The sequence below is a fragment of the Thermodesulfobacteriota bacterium genome (assembly GCA_040754335.1).
Taxonomy (GTDB): domain Bacteria; phylum Desulfobacterota_D; class UBA1144; order Nemesobacterales; family UBA2774; genus 2-12-FULL-53-21.
In genome coordinates, this window is the sequence record JBFMCV010000002.1 from 273376 (window position 1) to 287320 (window position 13945).

Here is a 13945-nt window from a genome sequence, read left to right on the forward strand (position 1 = left end):
ATTATATTCCTATACGGCGTTCCTTTGCTTTCATCGCGAGACCTTATTTTGGTCATCCAAATGTTTTTGTAATTCCCGAGACCGATCGGGAATCCAGTCTTTTCATTCGAATCAATCGCGGCTGGAAGCCGCTCCTACGGGGTTCAAGGCTAATCTTTGTAGGAGCTAGTTCCCGGGTCGAGCCCGGGACAGGCCTGGCGCGATTCTGTAGTATCGGTAAAAGACGGAACACAAATGACGGATTTCTCGCACTGCTTGAAATGAGAAATTATAAAAGAAAGTTCGTACTGAGTGGGACAGACCGCTCCCTCACAATGACAGAAAAACCTACCCCCTCCTGTATTTCCCCATCAGCTCCGCTTTGGCTATGATGTAAGGGTCCATCGCCTCCTTGAGCGCCTGCTTCTTCGAGCCCTCCCTGAGGCTGAGCGCTTCACTCAGCGCAAAGAGCCTGAAGAAGTACCTGTGTGTTCCCGAGGGAGGGGAGGGCCCTCGGTATCCTCTCCCCCCGAAGCCGTTTACGCCAAGAATCCCCTTTGGCTCTTTCCCGCGCTCTATCTTTTTGGTATCGGGAGGAATATTCCACACGAGCCAGTGTACGAACGTGCCGCCCGGGGCGTCAGGGTCGTCGCATATCAGCGCGAGCGATTTCGTCCCCTCCGGGACTCCCGATATGTGAAGCTCAGGGGACTCGTCCCTGCCCTCGCAGGTTGTCTCCCTCGGCATCATCCCACCCTCTTCGAAATCGGGGCTCGTTATCTTCATAGTCCGCCTCCTGAAATGTTTTCCTCTAATTAAAATTATCTCACGGTTTACATATCTTTGACAAGCAGTTATGCGTATCCCTCCTTATTGCCGGGGCCGGAGTGGCACGGGCGTCAGCCGAGTCAGCCAATATCACGTTCTGCGGAATTTAATATTTTATCTATTGTGCTAAATCCCTAACGGCCGTATTTTTAGGTAAAAGTTGAGGTTCAAGCTATAAGAATCCAGACGGTCTTAAAATTCATGCGCTTAGAAGGGGATAAAATGACCAAATACACTCGCGTTCGGTTTCTTCTCGTTTACGCTCTTTTCATAATGATCGGTCTCGCAAATATCGGCGGGTGCGAAACGTCCGGTGAAAGCTCCGGCGGGGATGACGACGATCCGGAATTGAGGACGTGCGACCTTACGGGCTCTGATTCGGCCTGCGAAGTATGCGAACAGCTGGGCCTAGCGGCTTGCTGCACGCTGACCACACCGGCCGGCTGCGGGACCGTCGAACAGATAACCACGTTTACTAAGTGCAACGACGATCTAAGTGCCGCGTGTGTCATAGGAGCGCAGCCTACTCCGGTACCGACCCCCGTTCCTACACCGGAGCCAACGCCCGAGCCTACTCCGGTACCGACCCCCGTTCCTACACCGGAGCCTACGCCTGTCCCTACACCCGCACCAACGCCTGTTCCAACGCCCGCGCCGACTCCCACTCCCACCCCACTGCCGTGCCCAACGCCCGGACCGGCCGGGACACACACTATAAGCATTATTAATCAATGCTCACAGTCCGTATGGATTGGCGCGCAAAGCATAGGCTTCACCTCTCTCCTCTGCGAGGCGGGTACCGGCAGCTCTCCCGGGGTAGGCAACTGCGGCCCCGAGGGCGGCCAGGGCACCACTATTCCCAACAATACAAACTGGGTAGGGCCTCCGCCCTGGGATACCGACGGCGGCGCCACCTGGGAGATACCGCCCAGCGACAACGATCCGGCTGGGCTCGGCGGCGTAAGGCAGCTGACGATCCCCGACTGCTGGGATTCGGGAATCCTCGTAGCCCGCACCGGCTGCCAGGTGCTGCCGTCACCTGCCCCCTCGACGAACCTCACGTGCGAGACGGGGAACTGCGGCGGAACATACGGAGTAGAGAACTGCGGCGGGATCAACGGGCCCAAGCCCGTCTCCATCGCGGAGTTCACGTTCGACGGCGGTATTCCCGCCAACTGCACCGGCGCCGATAACTACGACGTCTCTTTCGTCGCCGGCTTCAACGTGCTGATCGAAACCGCACCCTGTCAGAACGGCTGCGGGAGCGCAGGCTCAGGGTGTACGATGCTGCCCGTGTGCCCGTGGGACACCTACGTTTTCCAGCCGGATACACAGCCGAACACAGGCGGCTTCGTCGAGACCCCCGCGGGAGACATAGGGACTTGCCTCTCGCCGTTCAACATGGCCTCTATAGGGCTTCCGCCCCTCGATTCGATGACCACTGACGAGATGAACAGGCTCGGCTGCGTAGGCGGTTACAATGAAACCCCCTGGACGAACCAGGACGCGTGGGGCGTCTGCATGACGAGCTTCGGCGACAACACTAACAGCTGCGCGATGACATCATCTACCACCTGCGGAACTAATACGAACATTCCGCCCACCGGCAACTCGACCCCGCCGTGCTGCGAATTCCCCGCGACCATGTGCGACCCCTACGGACAGTGCGATTCCGTCATGGGAAGGACGGCCGCTTGGCCGACCTACGACGGCGGTGGGAATACGACGGAATACATAGAGAACGTGCACGAAGCGTGCGGGGATAATACCGGCGGGGGACAGGCGGGCGCGTACGCCTGGTCGTTCGACGACGGGGACCAGGTGCTGGGGCTCGCGAACGCGCTCTTTACCTGTCAGGGGGACGACATAAATTACGTCGTCACGCTCTGCCCGGACAACGTTCCGCAGCCGTCGCCGCAGCCCACGTTCGAGCCCGCGGCGACCGGGGAGTGAATATTCTTTTTTTTGTCTTCGCGAGGGAGCGCCTGTCCTGAACCATGTCCTGAACCACGTCCCGGACCACGATCCGGGATCATTTCGGGATCTTTCAGGATCGCGACCGCGGCGATCCCGCTCTATTCATGAGATTGCCACGTTCCGCTTCGCTCCACTCGCAATGACAGGGTAGGTTGGCTTTAGGATCTGTATGTAGTCATAATTCACACTTGTGCGCCGCCTAGACAACCCCGCCCTTTGCACATAGAATAAATCCCCATGCCGTCGAGGTTGTCCGAAGAAATTTCCCCGTTCTACGTAATGGAAGTGCTCGAAAGGGCGAAGGAGATAGAGGCCTCGGGCGGGAGCGTCGTGCACTTCGAGGTCGGGATGCCCGACTTCTCGACCCCCTCCGTTATTTGCGACGCCGCGGTCGAAGCGATAAGGGAAGGAGACACGAGGTATACTCACAGCCTCGGCATAAGCGGACTCAGGGAAGCCGTTTCGGAGGATTACGAAAATACTTACGGCGTAAAGGTCCCTCCCGGCCGCGTCATAATCACGCTCGGCAGCTCGCCCGCGCTCTTCCTTTCCATGCTCGCGCTCCTCGACCCCGGGGACGAAGTGATAATCACCGACCCCCACTACGCCTGCTACCCCCAGCTTATTAAGATAGCAGGCGGCGTGCCTGTGCCGGTGAGGGTATACGAGGAAGAGGGGTATCAGATCGACGCCGGAAGGTTAAGGAAGGCTGTCACCCCCCGGACGAAAGCCATACTCATCAACTCGCCCGCAAACCCGACGGGGACGGTGCTTACGCCCGGGGTAATGAGCGATGTAGCCTCTTTGGGCGTGCCTGTCATCTCGGACGAGATCTACCACGGGCTCGTTTACGGCCCCGAGGCGAGGACCATACTCGAATTCGCGGAGAGCGCCATAGCCGTGAACGGTTTCTCGAAGCTCTACTCGATGCCCGGCTGGAGATTGGGCTACCTCATCGTACCGGAAGAACTCGTAAGACCCGTGCAGAAGCTCCAGCAGAACCTCTTCATATCCCCGAACCCGTTCGTCCAGAGGGCGGGCATTGCCGCGATAAGACAGGGGAAGGCGGAGGCGCTCGGCATGGTCGGCGAATTCGACAGGAGGCGGAGGGCGATGCTGGAGGGTCTGAAAGAGCTCGGTTTCGTCCTCGGCGCGGAGCCCTTGGGCGCCTTCTACGTTTTCGTGAACGCGTCCGGCATAAGCCCGGACTCTCACGCGCTCGCGTTCGACATCCTCGAGAAGGCGCGCGTCGCGGTTACGCCCGGCATAGATTTCGGGCAGGGCGGAGAAGGTTATCTCAGGTTCTCGTATGCGGCCTCTCTGGCGGACATTGAGGAAGGGATGAGGAGGCTAGGGGTGTATCTGAACGAAAGGAAAAGCGGCCCACAATGACTCTGCCGTCGATCGCTGAAATAGACATAAGGGACAAAAAGCTCCTAATAAGGGTCGATTTCGACGTGGCCGTCACGCGCTCCGGAGAAATACCGGATACGCGGAAATTAACACACGCGCTGCCGACGATAAGATACGCGGCCGGGCAGAAAGCGAGGGTGATAATAGCCTCCCACATGAGCGGTGCCGGGGGGAAGGTGAGCCGCAGACACTCGCTCGAGCCTCTCGGGAGCAAGTTGTCCGAGCTCCTCGACTGCGAGATATATTTCCCGGAGAATTCGATCGGGGACGCTGTAAGAAAAATATCGGGAGAGATGCTTCCGGGCTCCGTCATGCTGCTTGAGAACCTGGAGTTCCACAAGGGCGAGCTCCTGAACAGCCCGGACTTCGCGAAGAAGCTCTCTGAGGTGGCGGAGGTCTACGTGAACGAGGCGTTCTCCGTCTCTCATCAGCAGAGGGCGTCCCTCCTCTCTATCGCCGATTACTTCGATACAGTGTGCATAGGGTTAAAGTTCAAGGAAGAAACGGAGAACCTCGGCCGCATCACGAACCCGGAGCGCCCCTTCGCGGCCGTCATAGGCGGGAGCTGCTCTCCGGGCAAGATCGGGCTCATCGAGAGCCTCATGGACAGGGTCGATACTATTTTGATCGGGGGGGCTGTCGCCCACACGTTCCTCCGTGCGCTCGGCAGGGACATAGGGCGCTCCGAGATCGACGAGGGGACTATTTACAGCGCCAAGAGGCTAATTTCCTCCTCCATGTCGAGGAATATAAGACTCGTCATCCCGGAGGATTTCGTAGCGGTCAGAGGGGATTTGAAGAACGACTCCCATTCCTATATAATTTCGGGCGGCCGTATCCCGAAAGATTCCATGGCTGTAGATATAGGGCCGGAAACGATCAGGCAATTCGCGAAGCATATAGCGAGGGCGCGGACCGTGCTCTGGAACGGGCCCCTGGGTATGTGCGAGCGGGCCGGTTTCGGCGAGGGAACCCGGGCCGTGGCGAAGGCGCTTTCGGAGTCGGAAGCCTGGAGCGCGGCCGTAGGGGACAGCACTATCGACGCGCTCGAAGGCGGCGGGTGTGAGACCGGAAAGTGCTTTTTGTCGCGCGGGGGGGACGCGTCGGTCGAATTCATTATGAACGGGACGCTGCCCGCGATCCGGGCGCTCGAAAGGCGGGCAAGATGAGAAAGAGGCTCATAGCGGGCAACTGGAAGATGAACATGCTGAGGGGGGAAGCGGCCGGGCTCGCGCGCGGGGTCGTGGAAAGGACGAAGGGAATGGCGGAGAAAGTCGACATAATACTCGCCCCGCCGTTTACCGACCTTGAAACCGTGGGGAAGGAGCTGCGGGGGACGGGCATCACGATCGCCGCCCAGAACGTATTCTGGGAGGAGAAGGGGGCGTTTACAGGCGAGGTTTCGCCCGGTATGCTTGCCGATGCCGGCTGCACGTGGGTGATAATAGGCCACTCCGAAAGGAGGCGCATACTCCGCGAGACGGACGAAATGGTGAGGATGAAGATAGGCGCATCGCTTAAGGCCGGCCTCAAGGTGATCGTCTGCGTAGGCGAGACGCTCGAGGAGAGAGAGCGGGGGCAGACGGTAAAGGTGGTCGACGGGCAGGTTGTCAAGGCGCTCACCGGGGTCGGTCTGGACGACCCGTCCGGACTCGTAATCGCGTACGAGCCCGTATGGGCCATAGGGACCGGCCATCACGCGACCCCTGCCGAGGCGGAGATCGTGCAGGCTGCAATCCGCGAAATAGCGGGTAATATATTGGGGGACCCGGCCTCCCGTATGAGGATAATCTACGGGGGGAGCGTTAACGAAGAAAATATAGGAGACCTGCTTGCCGAGCCCGATATAGACGGCGCTCTCGTCGGAGGCGCGAGCCTCAAAGCGGAATCGATGGCAAGCATAGTCGAGACAGCAGGAGAGAAATAGTGGAGCTTATAATATTTTCGGTCAAGATAATTCATATAATAGTGAGCATACTGCTCATTATAGTCGTGCTGCTCCAGCCCGGAAAGAGCGGCGACCTGGGGTCGATATTCGGGGGAGGAACGAGCGAGTCCATATTCGGATCGAGCGGCGCAGTCCCGTTCCTGGTCAAGGTGACGAGGGGACTCGCGATACTGTTCCTGCTTACTTCCCTTTCGCTGGGATACTTCGCTGCGAGCACGGGGGGCAAGTCGGTTGTTACCGACGTGCCCGGGGCCGCGGTCGAGGAGACGGTGCCTGCGGAGGAAGCCCCTGCAAGCGTAACGGAGCCCGCGGACGAGGCGGCTTCGCCTGAAACCCCCGCCTCGAACGAATCCGCCACTCAGCCCGGAGACACTGCGGGGGACGAGAGCGGGAATACGGGCGACGGGGCGCAGGACAAGAACTAACTACACCAGCAGGATTCGCATCACGCGGATTCGCGGATTCAAGGTTTTAACAGCAGGCGGAAGCCGGACGCTGTCTTGCGGCTGAGTAGCGCATTAAGTATATTAAACTTTACATATATTCGGAGGTATTCAGAATGGCGTACATTATTGCGGAGCCCTGCATCGGAGTTAAGGACAAGGCCTGCGTCGAAGCGTGCCCTGTAGACTGCATTTACGAGGGCGAAAACCAGCTTTTCATACATCCTGAGGAGTGCATAGACTGCGGCGCTTGCGTTGACCCATGTCCTGTAGATGCGATCTTCCACGAAGACGAGCTCCCCGAGAAATGGCACGACTACATTGACAAGAACAAGGATTTCTTCGAAGGCAAGGAAGGTCTCGAGCCCGCGAGGAAGGACTGAGCCGGGCGGACCGGGAACTGATTAACTGAAAATGAAAGCGAAAGGGGACGTGCCTCGGGCATGTCCCCTTTTTTTTATTCCGAAGATGGCCGAAAAAGGGAAAAGTCGGAAAGGAGCCGTGAAGGACGGCGAGAGCCGGGCGGAGAAGAAAAAGAGGGCGCTCGCAATACTCAAGATACTGAGAGATGAGTACCCCAAGGCGAGGTGCCACCTCAACTACACGAACGCGCTCGAGCTTCTGATAGGGTGCATACTGTCGGCCCAGTGCACGGACAAACGCGTGAACGAAGTGACGAAGAGCCTCTTCAGGAAATACCCGGATGCCGCACATTTCGCCCGGGCCGAAAGTGCCGCGCTCGAGGATGAGATACACTCCTGCGGGTTCTATAAGGCCAAGGCGAAATCTATACTCGCGTGCACGAAGGCGCTCGTCGGGGAATACGGGGGAGAGGTGCCGGCTTCGATGGAGAAGCTCACGAAGCTCGCGGGCGTCGGCAGGAAGACCGCGAACGTAGTGCTCGGGAACTGGTTCGGCATACCGGGGATAATCGTAGACACGCACATCATGCGGTTATCAAAGAGGCTCAGGCTCACTTCGAACACGGACGCTACGAAGATCGAATTCGACCTCCGGGAACTCATACCCGAGAAAGACTGGACGTTCTTCTCGAACTCGCTCGGCGACCACGGGCGTACGGTCTGTTTCGCGCGTAAACCCCGCTGCGGCGAATGCGTCATAAGCCACCTCTGCCCCTCGGCAGGAAAAGTCTAGCGCACACACATAGTGTGTTTTTACGATCCTACTCTACCTCTTACGCTTAAACCTGCAATGAAGCCAAACCCGTTCGCCCTGAGCGTGTCGAAGGGTTGAACGGGTTTCATTCCCGTATGTCCGCGGCAATCTTGGGCCCTCCTGTCTTTGCGAGGAGCGAAGCGACGCGGCAATCTCGCCACTCCTGTCTTTGCGAGCGGAGTTGACGAAAGTCAGCGCAGCGCGGCAATCTCATGAAAAAAGCGAGATCGCCACGGTTCCTTCGCGTAAGGCCTCGGAGCCTCGCGAAGACAAAAAAGAGCTGTCATTCCCGACCCTGAATCAAGTCCAGGGCAGGCTCCGATCGGGAATCCAGCCTATCCAATTCAAATAACCGCTCAAATAACCGCGCCAGGGATGGCGTTCCTACAAAAATTAACTCCGCACCCTGTATAATATCCCGTATAAATCATGAAGAGGCGCTACAACTCCTACCACGATTACCTGAAAGAGAGGTTCGGATGCAGGGTGAACAAAGTCTCCCTCGACATGGGGTTCACCTGCCCTAACAGGGACGGGTCGCTTGCCCGCGGGGGCTGCGTATACTGCAACAACGACAGCTTCGTCCCCCCATACGCCCGCGCCCGCTATTCCATGCACGACCAGCTCACGGGGGGAATGGAATATCTAAAAAAGAGATTCAAGGCAGAGAAGTTCATAGTCTACTTCCAGGCGTACACGAACACGTACGGCGGCGTCTCGGAGCTCGAAAGCATGTACAGGGAGGCGCTCAAATACGAGGGCGTCGTCGGCATCGCCGTCGGCACGAGGTCAGACTGCGTCGACGAGGAGAAGCTGGATATGTTCGAGAGGCTCGCTAAAGAGTGCTACGTCTCGCTCGAATACGGGATCGAGTCCGTTTACGACAAGTCGCTCGAGTTCATGAACAGGGGCCACGATTACCGCTCGGTCGTGGAGGCGCTGGAGTTATCGAAGGGGAGAGGGTTCGAGCTCGGCGCGCATATCATACTCGGCCTGCCCACGGAGACGCGGGAAGAGATGCTCGCCATGGCGGACGAGGTGTCGTCGCTCCCCATAGACTGCATCAAAATTCACAACCTGCACATAGTCAAAGGCACGCCCCTGGCGAGGATGTACAGGGACGAGCCTTTCGAGCTCTTCGGGTACGAGGAATACGTAGACTTCATCGTGAGGTTTGTCGAGAGACTCTCGCCCGATATTATCGTCGAGCGCTTCTTCACGGACACCCCGAGGAGCCTCCTCATCGCCCCCGGCTGGAACAGGTCGCACATAGAGGTGATAAGGGGCATAGAAAACGAGCTCGAGAGGCGCGGTACGTACCAGGGCAGGCTCTATGCCGGGGACGCTCCCGGACATGTCCCGTCTATCTCGAGAGCGCCGGGAGTTACCCGGTGAACCTGTATAAGGGTTACGGATCGTTGTATTTAATTGATACTGCGGCGGCTCGCCCGAACACCCTGCGGCTCATTTTCAGGTACCAAGTTCTCTTTCGGATGATATACTTTCTCCAAAGTTAGGTTAATATTGATACTTCATACCGGAGGCAAATTCTAAATGATAAAAAGCTCTAACCCCGCTCTCGGAGAAAAGACTTTCCAGAGGCTCGCGCCCGGCTATACGGGCGTAGGGCAGATGACGATAAACGGCACCATAAACAAGACCCTCATACTCCTCGTGCTCGTCACCGTCCCGGCCCTCTGGGTCTGGGACATGTTCGCCAAATCGGGCGTCGCGGCCGTGAGCCCCTGGCTCTACGGAGGGCTCATAGGCGGGCTCGTAGTCGCAATGGTCACGATATTCAAGAAGGAGTGGGCGCCTTACTCGGCCCCCGTGTACGCGCTGCTCGAAGGGCTCGTCATAGGCGGCATATCCGCTTACGCCGAGGCCCAGTTCAAGGGGATAGTGTTCCAGGCCGTCGCTCTCACTTTCGGCACGCTCTTCTCGCTTCTCATCGCATACAGGTCGGGCGTCATAAAGGTGACGGAGAAGTTCAGGCTCGGGGTCGTGGCTGCCACGGGGGCGATATTCCTCGTATACCTGGTGTCCATAGTTATCGGGTTTTTCGGCGTTAACGTGCCTCTGATCTACTCGGGCGGCACGATCGGAATACTGTTCAGCCTGTTCGTCGTTGTGATAGCCGCTCTCAACCTCGTCCTCGATTTCGATTTCATAGAGCAGGGGGCCGCTCAGGGCGCGCCAAAGTACATGGAATGGTACGGGGCGTTCGGGCTCATGGTCACTCTGATATGGCTCTACATCGAATTCCTGAGGCTCCTCACGAAGCTGAGACAGTGACAGCATTGTCGCAGCGGTGCGGATCTAACCTTGAAAAATAATTCTCTAGGAGGAAGAATTTGAAGACCAAATTTATTTGCGCGGCTGCTCGCTTTATCGTCGCGGTTGCCGTTCTTATTGCTCCCGTCGCCTCGGTAAAGGCGGAGAGCGGAGCCGATACGCCGGAGGCCCTCGGAAACAAGGTGCTCGAAGCAATCAAAACACAGAACAAGGAAGGGCTCAAGTCCCTCATCCATCCCGAGGTCGTATCTTATCTGCAGGAAAAGAGCCCGGGGGAGCTGGATAAGGTGCTGGATAATTTTCTCACTCTGCCGGTGCCTGATAACGGTGAATTCGTAGTCCAACCCATTGAAGAAGTGTCCGAATACGATAAAGCTACGCAGACACTTGTGTTCAGGGAAAATACGCTTTACTTCCCAGTCCCACCGATGGATTTACTTGTACTCGTAACGGAGACGGAGATTCCGAAGAAAGACGAGAAAGGTAAAGAGACGAAGGTGAAGGTCAAAGTCGGCGCAATGGTGTATACAATCACCCAAAATAATAACAAGTGGTTTATAGTCTTGCCCGTGAAAAAGGTCGCCGAGAAGCGAGAAGAGAAACAGGAGCAAATACAGCAGTAGGTCTTGTGCGCATCCTTTATCCTGCATCATGTCTGTAGGAGCGGCTTCCAGCCGCGATTCCTTTAAATGAAAAGACGAGATTTACGATCGGTCTCGGGAATGACAGAATCATTTTCCCCCTTAGAAAAAGGGGAACAATTCCGAAGAATCTGAGGAATTGGTCACTATAGATAAACGGCAAAGAAATGCCTTGATCGAAGCAATGCAGGTATTGAATCCAAATTAAAGGGGGATTTAAAAATAGAAAAAAAGCAAATCCTCCCTAGCCTATTTTGGCTTAGGCAACGGCGACGCGGAAGATAATTTACTCATCCGCCTTTGTTGGTATGGCGTCCGGTTCTTGCACGCGTTCAGAACCGTTCTTTTTCTAAGGAGGGAATTCATGAAACATCCTTCGACAGGCTCAGAGCGAACGGGTTTGGCTTCTACGATTCCTGAAGCGGAAGAGGCAATAAGAATTCCGGGTACAATAATTACCCGGAGAGACTTATATGAGCGGCAATGATTCCGGCCATCCTCTTGTAATCTTCGACGGGGTATGCAACTACTGCTGCGGCGTGGTCAATTTCATCATAGAGAGGGACCCGCGCGGGGTGTTCAGGTTCGCGCCCTTCCAGTCCGGCGCCGCGAAAAGAATCCTGGAGAGATACAACTACCCAACCGACAGCCTCGATTCCTTCGTATTGATAGAGGACGGGAAGCTCTATACCAAATCCGAAGCGGGGCTCAGGGTGCAGAAACTGCTCGGCGGTATCCACAGGCTCCTCTACGCGTTCATCATAGTGCCCGCCCCCATAAGGGACGCCGTCTACGACTACATAGCCCGGCACAGATATGAATGGTACGGCAAGAAAGATGAGTGCATGATACCCACGCCCGAAATTAAGGACAGGTTCCTCGAATGAGCGCCCGCTGTCATATATAATCTTATTCCTGTCAGAGCGCACTTTATGAACCGCGAAAGAAGACCGGACGGACTCCTCTACAAGATAGCGACGCTCGAAAGCGAGTTCGAGCAGATTCACAGGCTCAACTACGAGACGTTCGTCGAAGAGATACCCCAGCACGGTAAGAACGCATCGAGAAGGCTCGTAGATAAATTCCACGACGAGAATACCTACATCATATGCCTCGACGGGGACGAGCTCGCCGGCATGCTTGCCGTCAGGGACAAGCGGCCCTTCTCTCTCGACCGGAAGCTCCCCGGCCTCGATTCATACCTCCCACAATCGCGTTCATTATGCGAGCTCAGGCTCCTCTCCGTGAAGAAAGAGCGCCGCTACAGGAAAGTGCTGCTCGGCCTGTTCGTGAGCCTCGCCGCCTACTGCGAGGAGAAAAAATACGACCTCGCCCTGATATCCGCCAATATTGCGCAGGAGAAGCTCTACACGAACCTCGGGTTCGTGCCTTTCGGCCCCGAAGTCGGCACGGAAGGGGCGAGGTATCAGCCCATGTACCTCACTCCCGAATCCTATTACAGGATGAAGGGGCGGACGAAGCTCCTCTCCAGGATGGATGAATCCAGGCCGTCCTCGATACTCCCCCTTAACCTTCTGCCGGGGCCCGTCGACGTTTGCGCCGGGGCCGAAAGGGCTATGTCCGAAGCACCCGTTTCTCACAGGGCGGATGAGCTTACGGATGACCTGCTCCTTGTGAAGCGCATGCTTTCGGGCATCACGGGAGCCAAACACGCGGCTGTGCTGATGGGATCGGGCACTCTCGCCAACGACGCCCTGGCCGCCCAGCTTTCTCTTGAGGAAGGGAAGGGCCTCGTCCTCTCGAACGGGGAGTTCGGGGAGCGCCTCATAGACCATGCCCGGAGGTGGGGGCTTTCCTTCAATGCCCTGGAAAATGGATGGGGCGAGTGCTTCGACAGGGAAGAGATCGAAGAAACACTCGCCCTGCATACCGATACGTCATGGCTCTGGGCCGTGCATTCGGAGACTTCGACGGGGGTATTGAACGACGCTCGGATGCTCGGGGAGATATGTGCGGCCAGGGGAGTTGCCCTATGCCTCGACTGCATAAGCTCGCTCGGGACGGTGCCTATCGACCTCTCCGGCGTCGATATGGCGACGGGCGTGAGCGGCAAGGGGCTCAGGTCCTATCCGGGGCTCTCGTTCGTTTTCTATAATCGCGCGGTCGCGTCCCGGCCGGGCAGGCTGCCCCGCTATCTCGACCTCGGATTATACGCGGAGTCTGTGGGGACGCCGTTTACGCTCTCGTCTAACCTGCTGCGCGCGTTAAAGGCTTCGCTCGGCAATTTCTCCGCACAGGAAAGGTACGCCCGCATCCTCTCGCTCTCCGGCTGGCTGAGGGGCAGGCTTTCGGACGCCGGGCTCGATATCGTCGCCGGGAAGGGTCACGAGTCGCCCGCCATAGTTACTATCAGGCTCCCGGAGAGGGTCAGCTCCGTGGCGCTCGGGAACAAGCTCGAACGCTCCGGCTATTATCTCAACTGGAGGAGCGACTACCTCCTCGACAGGAACTGGATACAGATCGCCCTCATGGGCGAATGCAGCGAGGACAGCCTGTCTCCACTGGTAGATCTGCTTCGCCGGGAAATGATGTCCCGCCGACGTGCATAAGACTTTCACCCCCTCTTTGACGAATCCTCCCTAAAGATTTATTATGTGCTTATTTCTAAATTCATAAAGGAGGAACCAAGATGGCTAGCTTAATCGATCGGATGATCAGGGCTTCAAAGCTCGACGTGAGCGTCTATGAGGAAGTCGAGGCCGACAAGGGGGCAATGGGACAGGCGGCTGCGGTTGTGGTGCTTTCGAGCGTCGCGGCGGGCATCGGCTCATTAGGCGTGTTCGGCATAGAGGGGTTGATATTCACTACCATCGGCGCCCTCATCGGATGGCTCATATGGGCGTTTCTGACCTTCATCATAGGCACGAAGCTCCTGCCCGAGCCCGAGACCAAGACCGACATGGGCGAGATGCTCAGGACTATCGGATTTTCGAGCTCTCCCGGGGTGCTCCGCATCCTGGGTATTATTCCGGTGGCCGGCCCCATCATATCTTTCGTGGTGGGAATATGGATGCTCGTGGCAATGATCATCGCGGTGAGGCAGGCGCTCGACTACAAGAGCACGTGGCGAGCGGTAGGCGTGGCTATTATCGGCTTCATCATATATTTCGTGATCATGTATTTCATTCTTACGATTATCGGCGTGAATCCGGCGGGGGAGCCGACCGCCTGAAGTGCTTGCGATCGAGCCGGTTCCTGAGAGAGGCAATTCCTTTTTTGTTTTG

At 57.1% G+C, this 13945-nt stretch carries 13 protein-coding genes and 1 pseudogene; 13 read left to right on the forward strand and 1 reads right to left on the reverse strand.

Going from position 1 to position 13945, the window contains the following annotated elements:
• Window positions 1-327: 327 nt before the first annotated feature.
• Window positions 328-765 carry a YbhB/YbcL family Raf kinase inhibitor-like protein gene (locus AB1598_04665; protein MEW6144295.1) on the reverse strand — a complete coding sequence of 146 codons (438 nt, stop codon included), beginning with the start codon at window positions 763-765 and terminating at the stop codon, window positions 328-330.
• 264 nt (window positions 766-1029) lie between these two features.
• On the opposite strand from AB1598_04665, the gene AB1598_04670 reads away from it, so the two are divergent.
• From AB1598_04670 to AB1598_04730, 13 genes and pseudogenes are all read left to right on the forward strand, one after another.
• On the forward strand, window positions 1030-2760 hold the full coding sequence (locus AB1598_04670; protein ID MEW6144296.1) for a hypothetical protein: 1731 nt from the start codon (window positions 1030-1032) through the stop codon (window positions 2758-2760).
• Between the two features lie 261 nt (window positions 2761-3021).
• Window positions 3022-4176, forward strand: coding sequence for a pyridoxal phosphate-dependent aminotransferase (locus AB1598_04675; GenBank protein MEW6144297.1), 1155 nt, complete (start codon window positions 3022-3024; stop codon window positions 4174-4176).
• Window positions 4173-5366, forward strand: a complete 1194-nt coding sequence (gene pgk / locus AB1598_04680) for a phosphoglycerate kinase (protein ID MEW6144298.1) — start codon at window positions 4173-4175, stop codon at window positions 5364-5366. The genes AB1598_04675 and pgk overlap by 4 nt, the downstream gene beginning before the upstream one ends.
• Entirely contained in the window at window positions 5363-6124 is a 762-nt protein-coding gene (tpiA, locus tag AB1598_04685; protein MEW6144299.1) for a triose-phosphate isomerase, read from the forward strand. Before pgk ends, tpiA begins: the two co-directional genes overlap by 4 nt.
• Window positions 6124-6570, forward strand: coding sequence for a preprotein translocase subunit SecG (gene secG / locus AB1598_04690; protein ID MEW6144300.1), 447 nt, complete (start codon window positions 6124-6126; stop codon window positions 6568-6570). The genes tpiA and secG overlap by 1 nt, the downstream gene beginning before the upstream one ends.
• A 134-nt stretch (window positions 6571-6704) precedes the next feature.
• Window positions 6705-6935 (forward strand): annotated as a pseudogene (gene fdxA, locus AB1598_04695) (ferredoxin).
• Window positions 6936-7002: 67 nt separating this feature from the next.
• Window positions 7003-7743, forward strand: coding sequence for an endonuclease III (nth, locus tag AB1598_04700; GenBank protein ID MEW6144301.1), 741 nt, complete (start codon window positions 7003-7005; stop codon window positions 7741-7743).
• Window positions 7744-8193: 450 nt separating this feature from the next.
• Window positions 8194-9159: a TIGR01212 family radical SAM protein gene (locus tag AB1598_04705; GenBank protein ID MEW6144302.1), complete on the forward strand. Its 966-nt coding sequence runs from the start codon at window positions 8194-8196 to the stop codon at window positions 9157-9159.
• Window positions 9160-9321: 162 nt separating this feature from the next.
• Window positions 9322-10059, forward strand: a complete 738-nt coding sequence (locus tag AB1598_04710) for a Bax inhibitor-1/YccA family protein (GenBank protein ID MEW6144303.1) — start codon at window positions 9322-9324, stop codon at window positions 10057-10059.
• Window positions 10060-10118: 59 nt separating this feature from the next.
• Window positions 10119-10682 (forward strand): hypothetical protein, encoded by a 564-nt coding sequence (locus AB1598_04715; protein MEW6144304.1) that lies wholly within the window; start codon window positions 10119-10121, stop codon window positions 10680-10682.
• 491 nt (window positions 10683-11173) lie between these two features.
• Window positions 11174-11587: a thiol-disulfide oxidoreductase DCC family protein gene (locus AB1598_04720; protein MEW6144305.1), complete on the forward strand. Its 414-nt coding sequence runs from the start codon at window positions 11174-11176 to the stop codon at window positions 11585-11587.
• Between the two features lie 45 nt (window positions 11588-11632).
• Window positions 11633-13270 carry a GNAT family N-acetyltransferase gene (locus AB1598_04725; GenBank protein MEW6144306.1) on the forward strand — a complete coding sequence of 546 codons (1638 nt, stop codon included), beginning with the start codon at window positions 11633-11635 and terminating at the stop codon, window positions 13268-13270.
• Between the two features lie 80 nt (window positions 13271-13350).
• Entirely contained in the window at window positions 13351-13893 is a 543-nt protein-coding gene (locus AB1598_04730) for a YIP1 family protein (GenBank protein MEW6144307.1), read from the forward strand.
• Window positions 13894-13945 lie beyond the last annotated feature (52 nt).